Source organism: Blastopirellula marina (assembly GCF_002967715.1).
Lineage (GTDB): Bacteria > Planctomycetota > Planctomycetia > Pirellulales > Pirellulaceae > Bremerella > Bremerella marina_B.
The window spans coordinates 1-22,399 of sequence record NZ_PUIA01000064.1 but is presented as its reverse complement, the minus strand read 5'-3'; the positions used below and the strand labels follow the sequence as shown (position 1 = coordinate 22,399).

19 protein-coding genes are annotated in these 22,399 nt (G+C 54.9%); 12 read left to right on the top strand and 7 right to left on the bottom strand.

Translation table 11 applies throughout. From position 1 onward, the window contains the following. The first annotated feature begins 63 nt into the window (after window positions 1-63). From C5Y96_RS19610 to C5Y96_RS19595, 4 genes are all read left to right on the top strand, one after another. Window positions 64-855 (top strand): hypothetical protein, encoded by a 792-nt coding sequence (locus C5Y96_RS19610; RefSeq protein ID WP_105356878.1) that lies wholly within the window; start codon window positions 64-66, stop codon window positions 853-855. Window positions 856-964: 109 nt separating this feature from the next. Beyond that, entirely contained in the window at window positions 965-2,722 is a 1,758-nt protein-coding gene (locus C5Y96_RS19605; RefSeq protein WP_105356876.1) for a hypothetical protein, read from the top strand. Window positions 2,723-2,773: 51 nt separating this feature from the next. After that, window positions 2,774-4,555, top strand: coding sequence for a hypothetical protein (locus C5Y96_RS19600; protein ID WP_105356874.1), 1,782 nt, complete (start codon window positions 2,774-2,776; stop codon window positions 4,553-4,555). A 148-nt stretch (window positions 4,556-4,703) separates the two neighbouring features. Continuing rightward, window positions 4,704-6,302 carry a hypothetical protein gene (locus C5Y96_RS19595; protein ID WP_146115739.1) on the top strand — a complete coding sequence of 533 codons (1,599 nt, stop codon included), beginning with the start codon at window positions 4,704-4,706 and terminating at the stop codon, window positions 6,300-6,302. Window positions 6,303-6,312: 10 nt separating this feature from the next. Here C5Y96_RS19595 and C5Y96_RS19590 read toward each other — a convergent pair whose 3' ends face one another. Next, the gene (locus tag C5Y96_RS19590; RefSeq protein ID WP_146115738.1) at window positions 6,313-7,416 is read right to left on the bottom strand and encodes a hypothetical protein; all 1,104 of its coding nucleotides are present in this window, start codon (window positions 7,414-7,416) and stop codon (window positions 6,313-6,315) included. A 1,006-nt stretch (window positions 7,417-8,422) separates the two neighbouring features. Between C5Y96_RS19590 and C5Y96_RS19585 the strand changes: the two genes are divergently transcribed. Both C5Y96_RS19585 and C5Y96_RS19580 read left to right on the top strand, forming a co-directional pair. After that, on the top strand, window positions 8,423-9,421 hold the full coding sequence (locus C5Y96_RS19585; RefSeq protein WP_105356867.1) for a DUF1559 domain-containing protein: 999 nt from the start codon (window positions 8,423-8,425) through the stop codon (window positions 9,419-9,421). Between the two features lie 104 nt (window positions 9,422-9,525). Beyond that, on the top strand, window positions 9,526-9,711 hold the full coding sequence (locus C5Y96_RS19580; RefSeq protein ID WP_105356865.1) for a hypothetical protein: 186 nt from the start codon (window positions 9,526-9,528) through the stop codon (window positions 9,709-9,711). A gap of 57 nt (window positions 9,712-9,768) precedes the next feature. Here the strand turns inward: C5Y96_RS19580 and C5Y96_RS19575 are convergent, their stop codons facing one another. Next, window positions 9,769-10,221, bottom strand: coding sequence for an RrF2 family transcriptional regulator (locus C5Y96_RS19575; RefSeq protein WP_105356863.1), 453 nt, complete (start codon window positions 10,219-10,221; stop codon window positions 9,769-9,771). Window positions 10,222-10,369: 148 nt separating this feature from the next. Here C5Y96_RS19575 and C5Y96_RS19570 point away from each other — a divergent pair, with 148 nt between their 5' ends. Beyond that, on the top strand, window positions 10,370-10,960 hold the full coding sequence (locus C5Y96_RS19570; RefSeq protein WP_105356861.1) for a protoglobin family protein: 591 nt from the start codon (window positions 10,370-10,372) through the stop codon (window positions 10,958-10,960). A 116-nt stretch (window positions 10,961-11,076) separates the two neighbouring features. Here the strand turns inward: C5Y96_RS19570 and C5Y96_RS19565 are convergent, their stop codons facing one another. Then, window positions 11,077-11,970 (bottom strand): mechanosensitive ion channel family protein, encoded by an 894-nt coding sequence (locus tag C5Y96_RS19565; RefSeq protein ID WP_105356859.1) that lies wholly within the window; start codon window positions 11,968-11,970, stop codon window positions 11,077-11,079. 160 nt (window positions 11,971-12,130) lie between these two features. Further along, window positions 12,131-13,702: a sialate O-acetylesterase gene (locus C5Y96_RS19560; protein WP_105356856.1), complete on the bottom strand. Its 1,572-nt coding sequence runs from the start codon at window positions 13,700-13,702 to the stop codon at window positions 12,131-12,133. A 603-nt stretch (window positions 13,703-14,305) separates the two neighbouring features. Between C5Y96_RS19560 and C5Y96_RS19555 the strand changes: the two genes are divergently transcribed. From C5Y96_RS19555 to C5Y96_RS19540, 4 genes are all read left to right on the top strand, one after another. Continuing rightward, window positions 14,306-15,004: a DUF1080 domain-containing protein gene (locus C5Y96_RS19555; RefSeq protein ID WP_105356854.1), complete on the top strand. Its 699-nt coding sequence runs from the start codon at window positions 14,306-14,308 to the stop codon at window positions 15,002-15,004. Between the two features lie 200 nt (window positions 15,005-15,204). Then, window positions 15,205-15,990, top strand: coding sequence for a site-2 protease family protein (locus C5Y96_RS19550; RefSeq protein ID WP_105356852.1), 786 nt, complete (start codon window positions 15,205-15,207; stop codon window positions 15,988-15,990). Beyond that, window positions 15,984-16,781 (top strand): SGNH/GDSL hydrolase family protein, encoded by a 798-nt coding sequence (locus C5Y96_RS19545; protein WP_105356849.1) that lies wholly within the window; start codon window positions 15,984-15,986, stop codon window positions 16,779-16,781. The genes C5Y96_RS19550 and C5Y96_RS19545 overlap by 7 nt, the downstream gene beginning before the upstream one ends. A gap of 362 nt (window positions 16,782-17,143) precedes the next feature. Beyond that, window positions 17,144-17,413, top strand: a complete 270-nt coding sequence (locus C5Y96_RS19540; RefSeq protein WP_199188748.1) for a hypothetical protein — start codon at window positions 17,144-17,146, stop codon at window positions 17,411-17,413. Window positions 17,414-17,741: 328 nt separating this feature from the next. On the opposite strand, the gene C5Y96_RS19535 is transcribed toward C5Y96_RS19540, so the two are convergent. From C5Y96_RS19535 to C5Y96_RS19525, 3 genes are all read right to left on the bottom strand, one after another. Next, on the bottom strand, window positions 17,742-18,809 hold the full coding sequence (locus C5Y96_RS19535) for an Mrp/NBP35 family ATP-binding protein (RefSeq protein ID WP_105356847.1): 1,068 nt from the start codon (window positions 18,807-18,809) through the stop codon (window positions 17,742-17,744). A gap of 81 nt (window positions 18,810-18,890) precedes the next feature. Next, on the bottom strand, window positions 18,891-19,337 hold the full coding sequence (locus C5Y96_RS19530; RefSeq protein WP_146115737.1) for a hypothetical protein: 447 nt from the start codon (window positions 19,335-19,337) through the stop codon (window positions 18,891-18,893). A 67-nt stretch (window positions 19,338-19,404) separates the two neighbouring features. Beyond that, on the bottom strand, window positions 19,405-20,778 hold the full coding sequence (locus tag C5Y96_RS19525) for a sigma 54-interacting transcriptional regulator (protein ID WP_146115736.1): 1,374 nt from the start codon (window positions 20,776-20,778) through the stop codon (window positions 19,405-19,407). Between the two features lie 229 nt (window positions 20,779-21,007). Between C5Y96_RS19525 and C5Y96_RS19520 the strand changes: the two genes are divergently transcribed. Next, window positions 21,008-22,186 carry a M20 family metallopeptidase gene (locus tag C5Y96_RS19520; protein WP_105356839.1) on the top strand — a complete coding sequence of 393 codons (1,179 nt, stop codon included), beginning with the start codon at window positions 21,008-21,010 and terminating at the stop codon, window positions 22,184-22,186. Window positions 22,187-22,399: the final 213 nt, after the last annotated feature.

Sequence of the window (22,399 nt, the reverse complement as noted above, 5' to 3'; positions counted from 1 at the left end):
CCTACTTAAAGTGAGTCCCCAGCACCAATTAGGTTGTCGCTTCCACCTTAAAGGAATCTTGTTATGGATTACCGCTACGCGCTCGCAGGGGTCATTTTTGGCTTCCTGACGCCGCTGTTGCTTCAGGGCCAGGAGCCGGTCGGCGAGAAGAACGTGATCGTCATTCCGCTCGACACCATGGTCGGGGCCAAGCGAGACGGCGACCTGCTGACTTGGATTCACTTCGGCTCGGTCAAGTTTGGCGGAACCGATCCGGTCTACCGGATACGTGTCTTAAAAGATGGGACAGCGATTGTACCGCCAGACAACCGACAGCGCGAATCACAACTGAAACTATCCGAGGAAGAAGTCAAGTCGCTGCGAAAGGTGCTTCTCGCAGACATCGATCTGCCAACAATTGCCGGCCCTTGGTTTAATAGTGAACCGAACCGCTGGGATGGCAGCCAAGATTGCTTTCTCGTACGCGACGCCCAGAAGCCGATCACGCTGACCTGCGAATACGGTTGGCCCTCTTCCAGCGCGAATCAAGATCTCATGATCCAACGTTACCTCCAGGTAATGCAAACCTACACCGATCTGATTTATCTGGTCCGCGCTGGTGGCAAAGAAGCGATTGCCCGGCAACTTCCGCTGGCCAACAAGGGGCTCCAGCAGCATTTGCCAGAAGCTGCTCCACTCACGATCGAAGACTTCGCATATGGCGAAGACTTTCCCGACAGGCATCGCCGCTTGACCTTCGTGCGAGAGGAGGAACTCGCCGAGGGGCAGTGGGAGAAAATACGCATTGAAGTCCTCGTACCAGACGAAGGTAAGCCTCGCCTGGGCGATATCACCATCAACGGCAAGCGATCTTAATCTCCTACCTATAAGACAAATCAGACCAAATCATTGCACGCCATCCTCCCCTCCGCTAGGGTAATACCGTACCTCCACCTACCCCCTGCTCCGAAATGAGGAGTTTACGATGCGCGCGTTTCTTGGGACGACTCTTCTGATAGCTCTGGCTGCGACTGGATTGATGGCTGAGGACAAAGCAGGCCATGCACTTCGCCCCATCAAAATCATTCCGCATCAGGCCTCGCAAACCTCCTTTGCCGAGGCGCAAAAATGGCAAAAGAAACTGCGGACCACGAAAGCCGATATCAACGTCATCGATACGCCGCTCCGAGATGCTTTACAGTTTATCTCAGAGCAAATTGACGTCCCCATTCGTATCGATCACCGTTCGTTGGATGAAGTTGGTTTGAATAGCGATGCGGAGCTTACTCTCGAGACCCACAAACTCGCCGCCGATACACTTTTGCAACTGCTTCTACGCCAGATCTCCCTTACTTATCGGATCGACTCGACCGGTGTCGTCGTGACCACCTGGGATGCCGCCGAAGCGAATATGGTTCGACGGGTTTATCCGGTGGGGGATCTGATCAACGTCGGCCCCCAATCGGATCCCGATTATTTGATCGACGTGATTGTCACTTCGGTCGATACGCCCCAGTGGGAAGAACTGGGCGGCCCGGCTTCGATTACCCACTTTCAGAACAGCTTGATCGTCGATCATACCAACAAGGCCCACCGCAAGGTCGAAAGCCTCATCGCCCGATTGCGTGAGGTGAAGAATTTGTCCAGCGACTCGTACGCGACCCAGGCCTTGTCCGCCTTTCCTCCCGACGAACAAACGGCGGATGTCGAAGCGAAGCTGAACTCGGTCAAGATCACGGTCGATTTCATCGACTTGCCATTGGAAGACGTGACCGCGTTCCTGGCCAAGACGAGCGAAGTCCCCATCCTGCTCGACAAGGAAACCCTCGCCGAAATTGGCATAGCCACCGACCAGCCCATCAATGTTACGGCCAAAGACCTTACCCTGCGACAAACGCTTAACATTCTTTCTCAGCAGCACGAACTCTCTTGGTATGTCATCGGTGGGATGATCATCGTGACGTCGCATGAAGAGGCCGAACGCGAGTTGGAAATCCGCCTATATCCCGTACGCGATCTCGTGTGGCACGGGCTCAGCGTTAGCGATCCGAAACTTCGCACGCAGTTGTGGGAAGTGACGCGTTCTGCTTCCCAAGAAAATGACCACCCCCTCGGGCGGACCAACTTGAATTCGAATGTTCTGCCAGAGATGCCTGACTACGATAATTTAACCAAGTCGATCACCTCCTCGGTTCGGCCCGAATGGTGGGAAGAACTCGGCGGACCAGGCTCCATCGCCAATTATCCGCTTTGCGACTGTTTGGTGGTGCAACAGACCCGCGAGGTTCACGAAGAGATTGCCGAGTTGCTCGCGGAAATCCGCTCGCAGCAAAACCCGACCGATAAGACAAAATTGGCACAGCAGATCGAAAAGCTCGGCCAGGAAGTCCTCACGGTGCGTTACATGCCGTCCCAGATAACCGACACGCCGTCCGATTTGACTCGCGAAGACTTCCAGGCGATCGGTCGTCAGATGCAGCAGCTGATCGAACCAGACAGTTGGCGTGATGACACCCATTTCATCCTCGCTACCCAAGGTGGTCTGATCGTCCGCCACGAGCGCAACACGCAAGAGAAGATCGCAAAACTCTTAGACCAAATCGGCATCGGCCTGCCTGTCCCGGCGAAGAACAAAAGAGATACCGGAACGGACAAGTCACAGACGCCAGCCACCCAGGAACCTGGCGGAATGGGATCCTCGTTTACGCCTCCTCAAGACGGCCAACAGGGTGGGTTCTTTTAACTTGCGTGTCATTGGACCTCTTTCTCGTTCGACTCCTAACTGGCATTCCTTATGTTCTCGAAGCTGACTCACGCTGCCGTGATTCGATTTCCGATCCCGCTACTGTTCTTCCTACTGCTGCCGACCGCCTGTTTGGGTCAACAAGAGAACTCCGCAGAGGGAACGCACATTCAAATCACGCCAGCCCCGTCGGCACTTACCGAGGCAGAGCGAATCGCCAAGATCGAAGTCCAACTGCGAACCAGCCGAGCCACGCTCGATGCAAAAAACCTGCCGCTGGTTGAAGTCGCTAAGATCCTATCGGCTCAAATCGAAATTCCTATTCGGCTTCACCGCAGTGGTCTTGAAGATGTTGGCCTCGCACCTGATACGCCGGTCACCTTTCGGTTACCGGATGTACCGACGGAAACTCTGCTGCGCATGATGCTGAGAGAATTGGACCTAACGTACGATATCGAAGCGGACGGAATCGTCTTTACCACATGGGACGAAGCCGAAGAGAACGTCCGGGCCCGGTTCTACAACATCGAAGAGATCATCCCTGGTCCCAATCGTGATTACGACGCAATCATCGAGCTGATTTCAACCACGGTCGATCCTGAATCATGGGATGTAGGGTCCGGTCCCTCATCGACCGTACCGTATCAAAACGGGGTCATCCTGTGTCAAACGCTGACAGTGCATCAAAAGATCGAGGCCCTGCTGGCCGCGCTGCGGGAAGCGAAAAAGTTACCGGCACAAGGCTATCCAGCCCAGGCGTTATTCGCTTCTCCCACTGGCTTCGCATCGGCTGCCGTTCACGATCGAATGCGTCAAGTGAAGCTCGACGTGGAAATAAAAGAGCAGCCGCTTCACGACGTGGTCAAAATGCTGGAGCATCAATCTTCCACGCCATTCTTAATCGACCGGAGGGCTCTGGACAATGTTGGGCTTAGCCCCGAGACATTAATCGACCTGTCGCTTGGCGAAACAAGCCTTCACCACGCGTTAGACGTCCTGGCCGAACAGTATGAAATGGCCTGGTACGCCGTGGGGGAAGTCGTTGTGATCACCTCGTCGGAAGAGGAAGAGACCGAACTGGAGGTGCGTGTCTATCCAACTCGCGACTTGACCTGGAACGGCTTGAACCCGGCCGACCCCCAAGTCAAAACACTGATCGATGCAACATCGAGAATCTCTCCTCGATCCTACGGCGGAGGCTTTGGGTATTACCCCCAGTGGCATAGCGATAGCCTGCATGCCTGGGAGATCCCCGAACTTCCCAGCGACCCGGAATACCTGATCGAGGCAATTGCCATTCATGTTCAACCCAATTCGTGGGAGGAGTCAGGCGGTCCCGGGGCAATCGCCTACTTCCAAGAGTCGGACTGCCTGGTGATCTTGCAGACACAGCAAGTCCATCAGAAAGTGGCCGGACTCCTGCAGACCATTCGCAGTCAACAAAAGCCGCTCGACCTGAAGGACCTTGCCGCAAAGATCCAAAAGGCCGACGAGGCCGACTTCATCATGTTCTACACGGTGCCACGAGATCGTGAAGGAAAGCCCAAGCTCAGCAAAGACGATCTGACAACGATTGCCGGTCGAATTCAGACGCTGTTCGGCAAAGGAACCTGGGACCAGGACACCCACTTTATCGACGTCACCCAAGATGGCTTAATCGTCCGCCATCGACGAGACGTTCAGTTGCAAATCAGCCGCTTCTGGTCGCATCTGGGGCCAGACGAATCGAAGCTTCAGCCTTGGCCAAACCACCCAGGCACCGGGAATCAACCACCCTTGCCGCAATCCCAGCAATCGCCTGGTCCCGTTCAACAGCCAGGCGGAGTCTTTTAAGAGGATATTGGAAAGTCGCATGCCCACCACGCCAGCTGTTGCCGGTTGCCTTCGTTGCTATGCAAGGTTCGCTTGCCTGATTGTTGTTTTCTCGTGTAGCACAGCAATGGCTCAGTTTGGCGGGCCACGTCAGGACGAGCCTACTCGCTTGGTACCACCCGATACTGGTTCAACCGTGTATCAGCAGATCGAGGCCATGGAGAAGCGAGTTCAAGCCGCGCGGCTGGGACTGCAGGTTGTCGATATGCCGCTGGATCAGGTGACGCGGGTCATCACGCAGCGGACAGGTATTCCCATGCGTATCGACGAGAGGGCACTCGAAGATGTCGGGCTCAGCACGGACACGCCAGTCACATTCAATCTTCCCGAGGTCGCCGCGGAAACTCTCTTGTATTTGATGCTTAAGGAGTTAGACCTCGTTTACATGATGGATACCGGCAGCGTTTTGATCACCTCGCCGGAGGAAGAAGAATCGAGCCTCCGGGCGAAGTTTTATGCGGTCGAAGACATCTTCAACGATCCCAATCCCAACTACGACATCTTAATCGAGATGATCACCTGCTGCGTTGAACCCGAATCATGGGAAGAACTTGGTGGGCCTGCCAGCATCGTTCATCTTCGCAACGGAGTGATCATTACTCAGACGTATCAGAACCACCGCTTGATCCAAGGACTTTTCGCGGCGCTGCGGCGGGTACAGAAATCGCCTCGCCAAGATGATCTGCCGGCAATGATCTCGATCTCCCCTCACTCCGCACAGTCCGAACGATTGGCCAAGCGACTTCAAGAGGTCAAAACATCGATCACGCTGACCGATGCCGAACTGGGAAACGCGGTTACCGCGATCTCCAATTTCGGCCGCATTCCCATTCTGATCGACAACCGAGCACTTGAAGATGTCGGATTATCGCCTGATGTCCCGGTTACTCTGCAACTTGGTGACGTGAGCATCGACTACATGCTCGATGTCATGCTGGAGAGGCTCGATCTAACGACGATGATTATTGGGGAAGTCGTCATCGTCACCACCCCGGAAGAAGCCGAAAGCGAGTTACCATCCATGCTTTATCCGGTCAAGGATCTCGTGCGCTACAATGCTTTCACACAAAGAGAAAACACCAAACGGGGCGTGACGCTGGAATTCGATGATTTGATCCAGGCGATTACCACCGCCGTGGAAGCGGAGTCGTGGGAAGAACTCGGCGGTCCTGGGTCGTTGGCTTCTTTCCCCTACGCCGACTGTTTGGTTGTCACGCAATTGCGGGATGTGCATCGCCAAGTGGCAGAACTGCTGGAACAAGTCCGCAAAGCGAAACCCAAAGTGACATTCACCCAGCCGGCAACCGTCGTCGTGCAATCGATGCCAGCCCCTTCCCGTCCGCCTGCGAGTGTGCCGGAAACGCATGAAGACGAAAGCATCATCGTGATGGCGTATGCCCCCGAGAAATCTCGCGAAGGGGATTTCTCACGCGAAGATTTTGTCCGCATTGCCCAGCAACTGAAACAGACGATCGCGCCGCAAAGCTGGAGTGACCAGGAACTCTTCGCCGATGCGACCCATAGCGGGTTGTTCGTCCGCCACAATCGGTCGGTCCAACGTTTGATTTCAAGCTACCTGGCCAACCAGGGACTTGTTGCACCGCCGATTGAAGAAGAGGATCCTCCGACGGTTTTAGAACGACAAACGTCAAAGGAAAATATCACTCCGCCGGCGATCAATGCCCGCCAAGGCGGAGATAGTTTCTAGACAACGCGAATTAAAAGCGACGCGTCAGCAGGATAGCGATTTCGCTGTCGAACAGCTTGTTCTCTTCATCCTTTAGCGGAGCCACGACGGCCGCCGTCAGCAAGTAGTCGTCTCCCAATTGGAAACGCAAACCGGCTGTCGCATTGACCACATCGAGTCGATTGTACGGGTTGGTCACGATATCGCCCGAAGGGCCTGCACTGGCCGTGTCGGTATCGTTGAGGGTGGTCGAATAATGAATTTCACCAATGACGGCTGCCCGGCGAACCAGTGCGTTACCGCAGCAATCTTCGTAGAACCAATGCCCCACCGAGTAGTCGAGGTACAGGAAGGTCTGTTCCTGGTAACGCCCGTAGCAGGTGCGAGTGCCACCGTCGTCGTCGAGATAGAACTGAGTCCCGTTCAGGTCAAAGTCGACCTGGGCGATGGCGGTCGACCACGTGCGCGACGAATGTTGACGGTAGTAGGCGACAAACGGCAGCAAGTGAACCGAGTCGTTAGCCACGGTTGAGACCAAAAATCCGGACGTATCAAATAGCTGACCATCCTGGGCGGTTGGCAAGTTCAAAGTAACACCCGCGGTCAAAGCCGATTGGTTACCGTTTTGCAGCAAGATGCTCTTGAAGATCAGATTCACGTTGCCAAACTCAACGGCCGTTTGATCTCCCGACTGACTCGCATTTTGAGTGGAATCGAGACCACCAACAATCGGCACACGGAATTCGATCGAGGACGACCCGTCGAGGAAGGTCTTTTCTAAACCCAACGTGACGCGGTCGACGTCGATACCGGCACCGCTAATATCGCGGACGGGCTGGCTGAAGTGGTTGTAGTTGACAAACCAACGATCAACCGGAATCGGGCTTACGTTTTCGGTAATCTTGTAGCGACGATCGCCACCGCCAAGAGGCATATTGAAGCCATCTTCCGGCAGGCTACTACCGTAGCTGGGACCGGAAATAAGCGCCGTGTTGCCGAAGAAGTCACCAATCGTGGCGTCACGGAAACCAATTCCTTCCGATGCGGAAGCGAACTGGGCGGATGTGGCAAAGGTGGTCGCCGGCGAAGGCATCGGTGGAAGATTCGCGTCCGGCTGCGTCAAGTCGTCCGCCATGGGCATGTCATCCATGGGAAGCATCGGCGGCTTCGCGTTGTTATCGCTGGGAGCCTCATAATAAGGACTCGGCTGACATGGTGAAGAGGGACAAGGACTGACGCACTGGCAGTTCTTTGGAGCGCAAGCGCAGTCGGCTGCCAGACTCACGGAATTCGTGGTCACAGAGGCCATCAGGGCAGCCAGCGACACCATCCATGTGCGGCAATCCATGAGTACGTCCTTGATTCGATTCAAGCGTTTGAGTTTTCGATACGTCCATGCGCAAACGCAGGCGTTGTACTCATTTCTCGGCATCCCCCACAGTGACTCTCCATGCTTGCATCATGGGAATCATTGGAGAAACCCGAAATTGTCGACTCCTCGAACATGCCAATCGGCACACCTTATCCAGACCCCTTAGACACGACGATTCTGCTAGCAGGCAACCGAACAACGCATCCAAGAACACCACGCATGTGGTAAACCGCGTTCAAGAATTACGGATTTCGTACAGCACGAATCAGGCTGATTACCTTGCTCCCTGTTGGAAGGGGCCTTTGTCGCAATCTCCCCCAGTCGTGCGATGCTCGCGTTCGCAAGAAGTAAGAAATATGCCTACGGGATCGACGAGTTCCAACATCGCTATCAAGAATACATCCCCCTTAGCGGGCAACTTTCATCGCCAACTCTTACCCTGCGCAAATGAAAGAGAATGCTTCGCATTGCAGAGAGTTCTACGCGTCCAACCACCTGCCATGAGGGAAACTTTTTTTACTATTGATCTACAAAAATGTCTTCACAGTCACACACTTCTTGGCTTCACTTTTCCTTCACGAACTCCAATTAGCTTTCCTGGCAATGCGAGCCAGTTCCCGGGAACGGACCCGGGAAACGTGGTTGAGCTCGCACGAAGAAACGGTCTCGACTTGCCCCCTTCTCCATAGGATCGCGTGGCACCCCGCCCACACGATTTTCACACCAACTTGGATCGGCAATCGCGACAGTACAGGAATTATCAAAGTCCATGTCCCACACTCCCAAACTGCACACATCCTTTCGAACTGGTTTTACGCTGGTCGAATTGCTGGTGGTGATCGCCATCATCGGCATCTTGATTGCCTTGCTTTTGCCTGCGGTTCAACAAGCTCGCGAAGCTGCTCGCCGCATGCAATGCACCAACAACCTGAAACAAATCGGGCTCGCGTTTCACAACTTCCAAGACACTTACGGCCACCTTCCGTTTGGTGGGGCCGATAAAACAAGCGCGATCGCGCTGGGTGCCTCGGACGATTGCTGCTCCGCTTCGCAACTCGACTATCTGAACTGGACCTACCACATCATGCCGTTCCTGGAACAGTCGAACCTGCATGATCTGGGTGACGAAAACGACGTGGCGAATTCCGCCAGCGTTGTGGCACGCAACCCGGTTGCCGCTTTCTATTGCCCTACCCGCCGCGCGCCGACCGCCTACAGCGGTTACTACCGCACCGACTACGCCGGCAACGCAGGCGAATGGCACGACGACGGCGTCAACAAAGGAACAAGCCCTGGTAAGCATGGGGTTGTTGTGAACAACAAGCTCGGCACGAAGATGGTGATCGAACGTATTCAGGACGGATCGTCCAACACGATCATGGTTGGCGAAAAAGCACTTCACCCTGATTCCCACGGCAGCGAAGGTGGCGACAACGAACGTTACGTCAACGCTGGCTGGGACCAATGTGTGATCCGCTGGGGCGCGTTCTACGACAACGACGACGCAACCTCGCACGGCTTGGCACCAATTCCGGATATCCAATCGGTGCACAAAAACGATTCCGGCACTTGGGTCTTCGACAACAGTGCATTGAGCTACGGCGGAGAGTTCGGTCAGTGGCACGCCTACTTCGGTTCGTCTCACCTGGGCGTTACCAACTTCTGCCTGGCCGACGGCTCGGTTCGCTCGGTTCCCTTCACCGTCGATAAAGACACCTTCCGTCGTGCGGCTCTGTCGGACGATCACCAGGTCTTTGAATGGCCGTAAGCCACCCGGCGATTCCGATTACCTCACTTGCCAACCTCCTCGCGAAGAAACCATCTCGCGAGGAGGACTTTCCCGCTTAACCCCATTGAAAGAAGTGTTGTACGATGAAACTGTTGAAGCTCTCTTTGCTGCTGCTTGGCCTGTGGACAACGGTCGGCTGCGGTTCGAGCACCCCCTCTGAACTTGTCACGGAACTGACCGCAGAAGAAGAAGCGGCCATCAAGGCAGAAATGGAAGCCGTCGAAGCGGATGAAGCCGCCCAGCGACGTCCCGTAAAGAAGTCTCGCTAAGAAGATACGAGGCCCGGCGAAGGATCTTCGCCGGGCCTATTCTATGCGCGGTTGGCGCTACTGTTTTTTATTCGAAGGCCGAGCGGATGGAAACTCGCACAGCGGTATGCTCGTTGTCGGCTCGGCAATCACTTCGGCCAGGGTCGTATCGCGGAAGGCCTCTTCCACGCTGGCCATCGCGTTATCCAAGCGGCGATGAAGTGGGCACAGGTTATTGCCGTGCGCCTTCAAGCCCAACGGACACGATGAAATCCGCACAATTGGATCGACCGCGTTAACCACTTCCAGAATCGTCAGCTCTTCCGGCGATTTGACCAGCGAGATCCCGCCGCCTACCCCCCGCTGCGATTTCACCACCCCAGCGCGGACCAATCCCTGCAGCACTTTCGATAAATACGCGATCGGTACCTTCGTGCTGTTGGCGATTTCTTCGGTGGTCGAACTTCCCGGAGCTGTGTAGGCCAAGTGGCAAACTGCCCGTAACGCATACTCAACGGTTTGTGAAAACATAGGTTTCCCACACCTGGAGCCAAACTGGACATTGACATCCAATTATTCGAATCGTAGATTGCAACATCAAACAGGACATTGGTGTCCTGATTTGAAACCGCCCCATTCAGTTTAGCCTAAGATTGCCCCTTACTCGATTGGGTTAGCTATGAAACAGATCGACGAAGCGCGTTTAGAATCAGATTTGGCCTATCGTTTCAGCTATTTGCTCGAATTTGTGGGCTTTGGTGGGGATGATATCGAAGCCATTCACGGGGCCGCCGGGGCTCTTGCTCCCTTGGTTCCTTCTTTGGTCGACGCCGTTTACGACAAATTGCACGGCTACGATGCCACTTGGCGACACTTCGTTCCCCGCCAGTTCGGTTACGAAGGGGACGTCCCCACGTCGGTCGAAGAACTTTCCATGGATCACGAGCAGATCCAGTTTCGCAAGCAGCACCTGGCCCGCTACTTGGAAGCTCTGGTTACCAAACCCTACGACGAAAAGATGCTGATGTATCTGGACATGGTCGGCAAAATCCATACGCCAGCAGCCGGCAGCAAAGCCCTGGATGTGCCGCTGGTGCAGATGAATGCCTTGATGGGGTTTGTCTCCGACGCTTTCATCGCCACCATCATGGGGCTCGGACTCGATCGGGAAACAGAAGTCAAAACGCTACGGGCATTCAACAAGCTGCTGTGGCTGCAAAACGATCTGATCAACAAACACTACGTACCTGTGCGTGAAACGGTGGCCTAGGAAGGGACACTTCACGCCCCAGCAAGGCAAACCAGGCAAGTTGCCTTGGCCCCACGTTCAAAGCGGTTACCGACAAGAGGACGGTGACCGCTTTTTCTTTTCTTGGAAGGCCGTCGCTATGCCGACTGCTGCGTTTCTTGATAGAGGTGCACATCCCGTTGCGGAAAAGGAATGTGGAAACCACGCTGGTCCATCCCCAGCTTGATCGTCTCCATAAGATCGCACCGCGTTGCCCACCAGTCTGGCGTTTGCACCCAACCACGCACTTTGAAAATGATCGCGCTGTCCCCTAACTCAAACACCCGCACTTCAATCGCGGGGTCCTTCAAGATTCGCTCGTCGGCCTCCAAGATCTCGATGAAAAGCTGTTTCACGGCACGAATGTCGTCGTTGTAGCCGCAGCCTATTTCCAGATCGACCATCCGCGTCGCATGCCCAGTGAAGTTAGTAATGATGTCTTTCGTGATTTCTCCATTGGGGATGACAACTCGCTTGTTGTCGACCGTTCGCATCACCGTATGAAAGACATGCACTTCCTGAACAATGCCGGTCGCCCCCCCCACTTCCACAAAGTCCCCTACGCCAAACGGTCGAAACATGATCAGCATGATGCCTGAAGCGAAGTTCGAGAGCGAACTTTGCAGCGCCAAACCAATCGCCAGGCCAGCCGCCCCGACCACCGCCGCAAGCGACGTCGTATTCACGCCCAATTGATTGAGCGCCGCAATCACCACCAGGACGATCACCAGCGCGTACGCGATGTTGGAAAGAAAACCTGACAACGTGTCGTCGATACGGCTGCGGGTCAGTGCCCGATTGAACAAACTACGAAACACCCGGGCAGCAACCCACCCCAGCAGCAAAACCACGATCGCCGCGACCACATTGGTGATCCAGTAGGGTCCCTGCTCGACGACGAACTTGATCGATTCGTCATAAAAATCGGACAGGCGAGTAATCGCGTCTGGCGGCAACTTTTCGTCGGTGCCGGCCTGGGCAAAGAGCAGCATAGATCGTTCTCCGGTCAATCGGTTAGGCATAGTGCATGGGCAATGCCTCCGATTATCGACACCGCTCGTATCACGCCAAGATCAATCCAAGAAACCAGTCAGGCCGCTGTCGTTGCCAACAGCGGCCTGATCATGGATCTAGCTCAATGGAAGTAAGCCGTTAGTTGGCGTTCTTCGTGACACCATCCCAGTCGTCGGTGCGGAACGGAGTCGCTGGCAGCCCCTGAGTGTTCTGCAGGTTCGAGACGGGGTTATCACCCCAGGCATAACGAACGGCAACCGGTTCTTTCACTTCCTCGCTGGAAACGCGAACGTGCGTCCCATCGACGATCGTGGCCGAGGCGTTCACAAACTTCTTGTCTTCGCCAGCGATGGTGAAGCCCTTGAGGGCCCGCGTGTCGAACGAGTCGAGTTGGCTACCGTACGTGTCGAACTCTAACACGATCGCACCACCGTCGACCTTCATCGACTTGTAGCGTGGGCTCTGGCTGACAATCTTGTAGCCATACTCGTTGGCCAATGCCAGGCGAGCCAAACGTTTGGCAACGTCTTGCTTGTTCTTTGGATGAATGTCTTCCGCTTCGCCCAGGTCGATGATCACCGCTTGCCCGGTGTGAGGCAGCTTGTCCAGCGTCAGCGTCTGTGCTTCACGCAGTTCGGCCCAAGCACTGTCCCCTGGCTGATCTCGTTCTTGCAAGAAGTCGGCCAGCTGTACCCAATAGAATGGGAATTCATCCTGGCCCCACTTATCACGCCAGTTCTGAATCATCATTGGGAATAATTCACGATACTGATAAGCACGACCGGCGTTCGATTCCCCTTGGTACCAGATCACGCCGCGAATGCCGTAGCCGATGATTGGATTCAACACGCCGTTGTAAAGATTCGCCGGACGATGCTGATTGGTCAGCGGGTTGCCTGGTGCCCTTGGCTGTCCGCCGGGTGCTGGCTTGCCTTCCTTCTTGGCCTGGGCGGCCTTTTCTTTCCAAGCTTCCAGGTTCTGCTTGTACTGCTGCAGAGCTTTCTCGTGATCGTATGTTGCTTCGGTCTTTTCCCAGCGTGCCATCAGTTCGTCGAACTTGCCGCTGCTCTTAAGCAGATCACGTTCGACCCAGGCTTCTGCCGAAGAACCACCCCAGGCGTTGTCGATCAAACCAACCGGCACGTTCAGCGTCTGCTGAAGCTGACGACCGAAGTAGTAACCAACTGCCGAGAAGCTACCCACCGAATCAGGCGTGCACACTTCCCACTTGCCGTTGAAGTTGTCTTGCGGCTCTTGTGTACCGACTTGAGGAACACTGATCAAACGCAACTGTGGATAGTTGGCAGTCAGCTTTTCGATGTCCGCATCGTTGGCTGAGTTCACGTCCCACTGCATGTTCGATTGGCCGCTGCAAACCCAGACTTCACCCACCAGAACGTCGGTGATCACCTTCTCGGCTTCACCACTGCGGACAACTACCTGGTGAGGGCCACCCGCAGGCAGCGGTTTCAGTTCGGCCTTCCACTTACCATTGTCGTTGGCAGTGATGGTTGTTTTCTGATCACCCAGCGTGACCGTAACTTCCGCGCCTTTGTCAGCGGTGCCCCAGATAAAGATGGGCTTATCGCGCTGCAGCACCATGTGATCGGTAAACAAGTTCGGCAGGGCCAGTTCCGCTTGGGCGGAACCAATCCAAAGCAATGCAATCAGCGTGGCAAGCGCGCCACTGTTGAACCAACGCAACTTCATGAGGGTATCTCCAGGTAGGAATTACTCGATGTCTGCGTAGCGAATCGAACAACAAGTCATGCCGATTCAATACGAATTCCGGGGTTTCCGTTGATCACCCCTTTCCCATTGCCAGTGCAGACATCATTAGGAACAGTAGTTAAGGCAAGACCGGTCACTATAGCACAGCTAGAATCGAGAAACAGCCAGATATTGCTTGCGCCAGTCCCCCGCTGCATCTCAGGTGAAATGGATACGAAATCGCGCCAACAAGACGCGTTCAGGGATGAATCCGGAGGGAACAACCACGGATTTCACGGATGAGCACGGATATCGATTTCTCGTCATCACATCAGCATGAATAAGGCCGGGCCGAAAAACGCTCTTCTGCCCCCGGCTCCCCCTTATCAGTGTTCATCTATGGGATTCGTGGTCACAACTCTTCCTTCTCCTCGGTGACCACTGTGTTCTCAGTGGCTAGACCAACGAATCTTCCTTGCAAAACACCCCTATTGCCCCAGAAGCCAAGGGATAGACACCGCATAGAAACTCAACTATTCTGAATTCGGTTAGCACCCTCGTCCCTCGCACATCCCCCAACAGATCAGTAAGGATATTTCCCCTATGAACCGACATTGGATCACCCTCCCCTGCGTCACCCTGTTGCTCCTGGCCGCCGGTACCGTTGTTGCCGAGAACGAAGAGAAGTTCGTTCCTCTGTTTAACGGCGAGAACCTGGATGGTTGGGTTCAGAATGGTGGCGAGGCCGAGTACACCGTGGAAGATGGTGTGATCATCGGTACTTCGGTCCCTAAGACTCCCAACAGCTTCCTATGCACCGAAAAGAAGTACGGCGACTTCATTCTGGAAGTCGAATATATGGTCGATCCGCTGCTGAACTCTGGCATCCAGATCCGCAGCAACGTTTACGACGAGCCGAAGACCTACAAAACCAGCGAAGGCAAAGAAGTGAAAGTTGGTGCCGGTCGCGTGCATGGTTACCAGGTCGAAATCGATCCTTCCGATCGCGCCTGGAGCGGTGGCATCTACGACGAAGGTCGTCGTGGCTGGTTGTTCGACCTGAAGAACAAGCCGGAAGCTCAAAAGGCTTTCAAGCAAAACGAGTGGAACAAGTACCGTATCGAATGCCGTGGCAACTCGATCAAGACTTGGATCAACGGTGTTCCTGCTGCTGACCTGACCGACGACATGACCGCAGAAGGTTTCATTGCCCTGCAGGTCCACGGTGTGGGTGGCGACGAAAAGAAAGTTGGCAAGCAGATCAAATGGCGCAACGTGAATATCATTGAACTGAACGACTAGTTCTCGTTCTTCGCCAAAGCTTGAATCCATAAGCCAGGCCGCGAACTCTTTCGTGGCCTGGCTTTTTTTTGGGTCAGGATTCAATTGAGCCAACGAAAAACGTTAAGATGCCCAAATCATGATCCCCATCGACGCAATTCAACGCGTAAGTCATTAGCGACGATGGACCAGTTCTCCTTGCGAAGAAGAAAACTCGCCGCATGTTCCTGACTGAACCGAATCACACTCCGTACGACCTCCACTTCTCGCTGTTCAAAATTCCCATTCGCATCCACCCAATGTTTTGGTTGGTCGCGGTATTGTTGGGATTCAATGGCAGCGATCCGAAGACGGTCGTGTTGTGGGTCGCGACCTTGTTGATCTCGATCTTGGTTCACGAAATGGGACACGCGCTAGTCATTCAATGGTACGGCTGGTCCCCCAGTGTCGTGCTGTACTCGTTTGGTGGACTGGCGATTCATAACCCCTACGTCCAATCGAACTTCGGTCCTGGACGGGGCCGGCGAAACAAATGGACACAAATCATCATCAGCCTGGCCGGCCCCGGGGCAGGTTTTCTATTAGCATCGCTGATCATTGCCATCACTTGGGGCACGGGACTTGCCCAATATGAAGTCACCACCTTTGGCGAAACGATGGTTCCCTCAGGCTACAACATGAATCCCAGCGATCGTTTGCTGACGTATCCCTACATCGCCCTTTGGCTGGATTTCATGCTGTACTTCAACATCATCTGGGGCCTGGTCAATTTGCTGCCAATTTTTCCGCTGGATGGAGGTCAAATCTCGCGTGAGTTGTTTCAAATGTTCGATGGCGGATTAGCGATTCGCAACTCGCTCGTCCTTTCCTTGATCTGTGCGATCGGTGTCGCCATCCTCGGTTTTCAATACGACCGCAAGTTCATCGCAATCTTCTTCGCGTTCATGGCAATTCAAAACTATCAAGACTTAAACGGATCGAATCGAAGCGGAGGCAACCCTTGGTAAGTGAAGAGAGCAACCAACTCGAGCGTCATCGTTTGATCGTCTTAGGCGCTAGTAACGTTGCCAAGAGTTTAGAGGTACTGCTCAACGTTGCTCCGCAGATGATTGCCAAACCTTTAGAAGTCTACGCGGCGATCGGTCGTGGACGCTCTTACGGCACGCAATCCAAATTTCTTTTTCGAAGACTTCCAGGAATTTTAGAAAGCGAACTTTGGCCTACTTTGGAAAGCAGGGCAATCTCTGCAAAGACAAGTTGCGTCATCACCGACATCGGCAACGACCTTCTCTACAGTCGCACCGTCGATCAAATAATTGATTGGTTAGAGCAGTGCATCATTCGATTGCGACTTACCGCAGGCCCCATCGCGATCACAGGAATTCCACTGGCCGGCGTTCGCAATCTAGCCCCTTACAAGTTCCGCGCACTACGCACGTTGATGTTCCCTGGATCGACGTTAGAACTAAGCACCGTGCAGCAGCGCGCGGAAGATTTAGACCAACGCTTGCAAACGTTTGGCAAAGAGGACGACATCACGTTTATCCCGCAAAAACCCGAGTGGTATGGCTTTGATCCCATTCACTGGAAGTCGCGCAAGCGGCCGGAAGTGTGGCACACAATTCTTACCGCGCTGGGTCATTCATCGTTTGATTACACACGCGTGCGATCGAACTTTTTTCATGAGATGAAACACTGGATGACGCGTCCTCATCAGCGCACCCTCTTTGGTGTTTCGCAATCAAAACAACAGCCCGTGATTCAGCGCGGCGAACATCTTACCGTTGCGTTGTACTAAGCACGATGCAACGTGCTGCGCGATGCGCGCGAATGCGTTTTGTTGATCGCGAACAACAACCGCGCGCGTTACTCTACTTCACGCGACCGACATTTTTTCTCAAAGAACTTTCAAGATGCGCGTGTTGAGATGTGGAAAACGTGTTGCAAAAAAAACGAATATACGTACAACTTACCTCAGCTTCTTTTGTGAATGGCCTTATTAAAGGCACCGGGCTGCATCGGAAGCTGCACTGCCCACAGGGCGCCCGGCTAGATTTTTAAGTTTGTTGCAACGTCGCACAGCGATGAACAAGTTCGATCGGTTCGACTTTGTTTTCATCATCAAGCGAATCGCAACGTGATCTTACGGAGGACGTTTACGTGGCCACAAAGAAGAAAACCGTGAAGAAGGCGGCACCTAAGAAAGCAGCAACCAAGAAGGCTGCACCAAAGAAGGCTGCCAAGAAGGTGGTTAAGAAGACCGTGAAGAAGGCTGCTCCTAAGAAGGCTGCCAAGAAGACGGTTAAGAAGACCGTGAAGAAGGCTGCTCCTAAGAAGGCCGCCAAGAAGACGGTTAAGAAGACCGTGAAGAAGGCTGCTCCTAAGAAGGCCGCCAAGAAGACCGTCAAGAAGAAGACTGCCAAGAAGTAGTAGTCATTTGACTCGCTTCGAAGAAAAGTAAGACCACAGCCGTCTCGCTTTTCCCTCAGCAAGATCACAACGAGACAGAGCCGTTTTCTAACTCAGAAGACGGCTCTAACATTTTCTTGTGATCCCCATCGACCCTCTCGCCGAATGGGATTCCCCGCTTCCTGTCCCTTCGCCCAAGGTGGTCTCAATTCTGGTCCTCTCGCCCCTGCGGGGAAAGGGTTAGGGTGAGGGTGAGGGGGCGAAGCAGGTACCAGCCCTCTCCCACAGAAAGGGAGAGGGAACAAAAGAAGATTACTTTCCCATCGATCAGATAACGAAAAGTCGTTATCTACAAAACAGTTAGCGTAGGAATCGGTGGCTTCTCGGCAGCCGAATCGGCCAGTTGTTTCACCAGGTTGTAGGCCAGTTGCTCGAAGCGCGGGGCGGTCACTGCATTCTGCAAGACTTCACTTGTCTTTCCTGCATCCCCCTGCTCACGAATCGAAATCGTGATCGGCACGTCACCCAAAAACGGCACGCCCAGCTCCTTCGCTTTGCGCTCGGCACCACCGCGTCCAAAGATGTCCCATTCCTTGCCGGTGTCGGGGCAAACGAAGCCGCTCATGTTCTCGACCATCCCCAGAACCGGGATCTTCACTTTGCGGAACATGGCCACTGCCTTGATCGCATCCAGCAGCGCAACCTCTTGTGGCGTACAAACCACCACGCTGCCAGTCAGTGGCAACAGTTGGCTGAGGGTCAACGCAATGTCACCGGTACCTGGCGGCATATCGATAATCAAATAATCGAGCGGTCCCCAGTCGGTATCGCGCAGAAACTGCGTCACCGCGCCATGCAGCATCGGACCACGCCAGATTACCGCTTCACCTGGCTCAACGATCAAACCCATCGAGATGACCTTCATCCCATCGACATCTTTCGGCTGGATCCGCTTCTCGATCACTTCCGGTCGACCACTGACACCTAACAAGTGCGGAACACTTGGCCCGTAGATGTCGGCATCCATCAAGCCAACCTTCGCGCCTGCTTTCTTCAGCGCGTAAGCCAGGCACGAGGCGACCGTGCTCTTACCCACACCACCTTTACCAGAGCCCACCGCAATCACGCTGCGCGCAGTCAAACCAATCTGACCGATCGGTTCGATCTTGCGCTGATGCTCGCGCAGTTCGACGTTCACTTCCGTCAGCCCTGGCACTTCTTTCAGTACCTGCTGTTTGACCAACTCTTTCGTTTCTTCCCACAGCGGAGCACTGTGCGTGGTCAGCTCTAAGATGAACGATGCCTTGGTGCCGTTCACATCGACTTCTTTGACCTGGTCGGTCGTCGTGATCGAACGCCCCGAGTATGGGTCTTTGATACTTTCAAGGGCTTTGATGACTTGTTGGACATCAGCCATGGAGAACTCTCCTTCGAGCGGAAGCAAAGGGCAAGGTCGTATAACCGTTGCCGGAAGCGCGTTGAATTGGTTGTTTCGGGGTTACCAGGGAAGCCAGTCGAGTGGATCGTGCTGATCGGCCGCCGGTTGTTCTTCTGCGGCCGGCAGCTGCGTCAGGAACCGCTGGATCGTGCGGCGTATCACCGGAAGCGATTGCGGCCCGATAAATACGAACCCACTGCCCATCTCCCAGCATGCCCGATGCCATGCGTCCATCCGCTCGTCTAAAAGCAGAAACACACGGCACTCCGGCCAGCGCTGGCGAACGTAGGCCACCTGACGCAATCGAGCGGCAACCTGAGCCGCCGTCATCGAACTATGCAGGGCAACCATCAGCAGTCGCCCGCTCTCCTCGGTAAGGAGCTTGGTGACCTCGGATGCCACGCGAACTTCAACCAGGCCAACCGTCGAGGTCGGCGAGAGCACCCGTAAACGGGGAGCCCAGCATGGTTGAGGTTCGTACAGTACACACCGGCCCGATAAATCCATGAAAACCCTCATTCATCGTAAAAAGCGAGGGCAAAAGCCACAACCACACGATATGCCCCTGCCCCACTCATTCGAGCCCCCATTGCTCGATCCGCCGATGCAGCCGGGCACGAGAAATGTTCAGCATATTAGCCGCCTGGGTCTTATTTCCCTTGGCCGCTTTGAGCGTTCGCACCAAAATCTCGCGTTCGTACGCTTCCAGAGCCGCGTCCAGGTCCACCACCTCTGGCTCCCTTATTTCGATCTTCTTCTGCGGTGTCCGCGCCACGACCGCCGGAAAGTCGGTCACATCCAACGTAAACCCGGTCGCAATCTGATGGGCCGCGGTCAACATCTCGTTCAACTGATCGATATTGCCCGGCCACTCTTGCTGCTGCAATCGATCGATCGCCTCGGTCGAGATCGATTGCAACTGCCGATCGGAAGGAATGTTCAACTCTTCGACCACCGCCTGGGCAATGTACGGAATGTCTTCCGGACGATCGCACAGCGGGGGCAGTTCAATCTCTAAGGTCGAAATCCGAAACGCGAGGTCTTCGCGAAACTGCCCACGTCGCGCAAGTTCCAACAGCGACTCCTGGGATGTCGAAAGAATCCGCAGGTCGATCCCCACCAGGTCCAACAGGTGCAACAGTTCTGTCTGCGCGCCCAGGTCCAGCTTCTCGGCATTCAATAGCAGTAGCGACGCATGGCCGGCGTCCTCGTCGTCTTGGCAGCGATTGGCAAACGCGCGGATCGTGGTCTGCATGATCTCGGCATCCATCAACTCCCCTTCGATGGTAATCACTGGGCCGGCGTGACCGGGGTGCGAGGCATAACAGATCGTGCGGGCAACCTGTTCGCGTCCGGTCCCTTGTTCGCCGATCACCAGCACCGGCACGCGCGACTGCGAAGCCAAATCGACCAGCCGCCGCACGCGAATCATCGCCGTGCTGATACCTACCAGGTGACTCACCGAATAACGTCCGCGGTACTCGTGACGCAGCGCCTGGAGCGTTGCATGAATTTCTTCCTGCGGCTGTAGCGGACCCCAGTTCGGATACTTCTCCGGCGGTGCGAGCATTACCACCACGTTGCGAACCAGCGCTACCGCTTCGGTGTCTGGTGCGTCGGTGATCGGGTAGAAGATACCTCGCCAATTCGTTTCGTCAGCGTCGGCCCCGGCAGCCAGCGTGATCTCACGCGTTGCCACTTCCCCCAGCCACACGTTGGAAGCGGGACACAGGTCAGATACCTGCTGCAAGGCCTTGGGCAATTGTCCCAAGCCATGATACCGGGCCGTTTGCTCCAGCAGTTCGTCGCGCGGAGTCCCCAAGGCCCTTTCGGCGGCTGGGTTCAAGTAACGCACCGTATTCCCTTCCCCAAACAACACGACCGGCCATGCCGAAAGATCGAAGGCTTGAATCAGAAACGTCGTCGGTTTTCGGGGAATCGATGGCACCAGTTCACATCCGCAGGGCACTAGGCAACGAAACAAACAAGATTTCGCCAAACTTCGTATTATAAACCAGCGTAACAATCGGCGTGGGATGCTTGTTTGAAAACCTGGAAACAAGACAATGATGAGTTTTAAGTGTTCGGTGTTCCGTTTTTAGTAGGTCAGAAAATTGGCGTTTCTGCACTGAAAACTGAACACTGAAAACTTCAAACTAAATCCGAAGGATTTCACCATGGATGTGGTCCAGCTGACGCAGCGGCTCGTGCAAGTTCCCAGCGTCAACCCAATGGGGCACAAAGTCGATCAGCCAGAGATTCAACTCGAACACCGCCTGGGAGACCTGTTGGAGCAGATCTTTCAAGAGATCGGTGTCGAGTACGAACGGATCGAAGTCGCCCCGCAGCGCGATAACGTCATTGCTTGCCTACCAGGCTCGTCCGACAAGATCATCGTCCTGGAAGCCCATCAAGATACCGTCCCGGTCGAAGGGATGACGATCTCTCCGTTTGGCGGTACCCGCGTCGAGAACCGCATCTACGGCCGCGGTTCGTGCGACGTCAAAGGAGGCATGGCCATGTGCCTGGCGGTGCTGTCGCGGTTGAAGGAGAACCCAGGCAACAACCTGCCGACCGTCCTGGTGGCCTGCACCGTCAACGAAGAGTGCGGCTTCACCGGCGCGCGGCACCTGGCCAGCACCTGGAAGAATGGTCAATCGAAATTGATCTCGAAGCTGCCAGACGCCGTCTTCGTGGCCGAGCCCACATTGATGAACGTGGTCGTCTCGCACAAAGGGGTCGTTCGCTGGCGATGTCATACCCTCGGCCAGGCCGCCCACAGTAGTCGTCCTTCCGTAGGCGACAACGCCATCTACCGCATGGGCAACGTGCTGAACATCATTCGCGAGTACGAACAAACGGTTCTCGCCCAAGCCCCCGACCAAGGCCCGCTCGGCCCGCCCACGATCAGCGTCGGCACGATCACCGGCGGCGTAAGCGTCAACACGGTGCCTGATTGCTGCACGATCGAAATCGATCGCCGCGTGCTGCCGGGCGAATCACAAGAAGAAGTCCGCCAGGAAGTGATCGACTTCATCGCTGCCAAGATCGACGACCCCGAGAAGGTCAAACACGATCCCCCGTACATGAGTTCCCCCGGCCTCCCGCTGGCCGAGTCGAATCAAGCACTCGCCCAACATATAGCCAGTGTCGCGAAAGAATTCGGCGTAACAAGCGACTTTCTTCAGGTAGCCTACGGCACCGACTCGCCAGCCTACTTCGCCATTGGCGTCCCCTCCGTCGTCTTCGGCCCCGGCTCATTGACCCAAGCCCACACCAAAGACGAATTCATCGAAGTCGAACAGTTGCATAAAGCTACCGACATCCTGGAAGCCGTCTGCCGCCAGTTCGTCTAACAACCAATTCCGTTCCCCACGCCCAACACTCACCAACAACCCCAATCATCCGGGTGCCACGCCCAAGTCCGCTTGGGCGTGCGAACCAGGTACCCGCTCTCTCACATTCCAAGAGAAGTGAACCGCGGATTACGCGGTTAAATTCCTTCCTCATCGCGCGTCCTCTTTTCTAGTTACAAACCGACTTTCTCGCCCGTTTTCCTCTAAATAAAA

Excerpts from the sequence above, each read along its gene's own strand:
- C5Y96_RS19610 (WP_105356878.1), top strand. The coding sequence starts at position 64 with ATGGATTACCGCTACGCGCTCGCAGGGGTCATTTTTGGCTTCCTGACG.
- C5Y96_RS19605 (WP_105356876.1), top strand. The coding sequence starts at position 965 with ATGCGCGCGTTTCTTGGGACGACTCTTCTGATAGCTCTGGCTGCGACT.
- C5Y96_RS19600 (WP_105356874.1), top strand. The coding sequence starts at position 2,774 with ATGTTCTCGAAGCTGACTCACGCTGCCGTGATTCGATTTCCGATCCCG.
- C5Y96_RS19590 (WP_146115738.1), bottom strand. The coding sequence starts at position 7,416 with ATGGCGGACGACTTGACGCAGCCGGACGCGAATCTTCCACCGATGCCT.
- C5Y96_RS19585 (WP_105356867.1), top strand. The coding sequence starts at position 8,423 with ATGTCCCACACTCCCAAACTGCACACATCCTTTCGAACTGGTTTTACG.
- C5Y96_RS19580 (WP_105356865.1), top strand. The coding sequence starts at position 9,526 with ATGAAACTGTTGAAGCTCTCTTTGCTGCTGCTTGGCCTGTGGACAACG.
- C5Y96_RS19575 (WP_105356863.1), bottom strand. The coding sequence starts at position 10,221 with ATGTTTTCACAAACCGTTGAGTATGCGTTACGGGCAGTTTGCCACTTG.
- C5Y96_RS19570 (WP_105356861.1), top strand. The coding sequence starts at position 10,370 with ATGAAACAGATCGACGAAGCGCGTTTAGAATCAGATTTGGCCTATCGT.
- C5Y96_RS19565 (WP_105356859.1), bottom strand. The coding sequence starts at position 11,970 with ATGCTGCTCTTTGCCCAGGCCGGCACCGACGAAAAGTTGCCGCCAGAC.
- C5Y96_RS19560 (WP_105356856.1), bottom strand. The coding sequence starts at position 13,702 with ATGAAGTTGCGTTGGTTCAACAGTGGCGCGCTTGCCACGCTGATTGCA.
- C5Y96_RS19555 (WP_105356854.1), top strand. The coding sequence starts at position 14,306 with ATGAACCGACATTGGATCACCCTCCCCTGCGTCACCCTGTTGCTCCTG.
- C5Y96_RS19550 (WP_105356852.1), top strand. The coding sequence starts at position 15,205 with ATGTTCCTGACTGAACCGAATCACACTCCGTACGACCTCCACTTCTCG.
- C5Y96_RS19535 (WP_105356847.1), bottom strand. The coding sequence starts at position 18,809 with ATGGCTGATGTCCAACAAGTCATCAAAGCCCTTGAAAGTATCAAAGAC.
- C5Y96_RS19530 (WP_146115737.1), bottom strand. The coding sequence starts at position 19,337 with ATGGATTTATCGGGCCGGTGTGTACTGTACGAACCTCAACCATGCTGG.
- C5Y96_RS19520 (WP_105356839.1), top strand. The coding sequence starts at position 21,008 with ATGGATGTGGTCCAGCTGACGCAGCGGCTCGTGCAAGTTCCCAGCGTC.